At 61.3% G+C, this 772-nt stretch carries 1 protein-coding gene; it reads left to right on the forward strand.

The features are described from left to right. Nucleotides 1-98: 98 nt before the first annotated feature. On the forward strand, nucleotides 99-686 hold the full coding sequence (locus KHO41_RS40995; RefSeq protein ID WP_211958888.1) for an IS66 family transposase: 588 nt from the start codon (nucleotides 99-101) through the stop codon (nucleotides 684-686). Nucleotides 687-772 lie beyond the last annotated feature (86 nt).

The following is a 772-nucleotide window of genomic DNA, read 5'->3' on the forward strand; positions in this document are numbered from 1 at the left end:
TGGCTGTTCATGAAGTTGCCCCTGGCCACCACGGCCGATGACTATGCCGCGCTGCTACCTTGGGCTATGCCTGACGCAGTTGTGAGTGACGTCGTTTATTGACTGCATACATTCATTCGGTCGCGCCGTGGTGCGACGCTTGTGGCCAGCCGATCGCGCGCGAGGCCGTCTCGGTTTCGGCCGAATCGCGGCAGGTTATTGACCTGCCGCCCATCCGTTTTGAAGTTACGGAGCATCGCGTCGAGCGGGCACAGTGCGACTGCGGGAAAGTGCATCGTGCCGTGTTTCCGGCAGGCGTGAGCCGGCCGGCGCAGTACGGATCGCAGATCAAAGCCGCCGTCGTGTACCTGACGCAATACCAGCAATTGCCGGTGGACCGTACGGCGCAGGCGCTGGCTGATTTGTTCGGCGTGCGGCTGAGCACAGGCACCATTCAGAACAGCATCAACGATGCGGCCCATAGGCTCAGGTCGGCCGTCACACAGATCAGGCAGGCGCTGCAGGGGGCGGCCGTTGCGCACTTCGATGAATCCGGTGTGCACGTGGCAGGCAAGCTTCACTGGCTGCATAGCGTATCGACAGCCATGCTCAGTTGGTTGGGCGCCCATCCGAAGCGGGGCAAAGTGAGGTTCCCCCGGTTGTTCGCCTTCCAGAGGCCCCGAGTTACTGACCGGCGCACTAAATAGTGCGTACGTTTGATCAGGCTGCGTAGCGAACATGCTTTTCCTGAAACAGGTTGCGAATGACGTGAGGCTGCTTCTGCCGGCGATGC

It is taken from the genome of Cupriavidus numazuensis, from assembly GCF_905397435.1.
GTDB lineage: Bacteria > Pseudomonadota > Gammaproteobacteria > Burkholderiales > Burkholderiaceae > Cupriavidus > Cupriavidus numazuensis.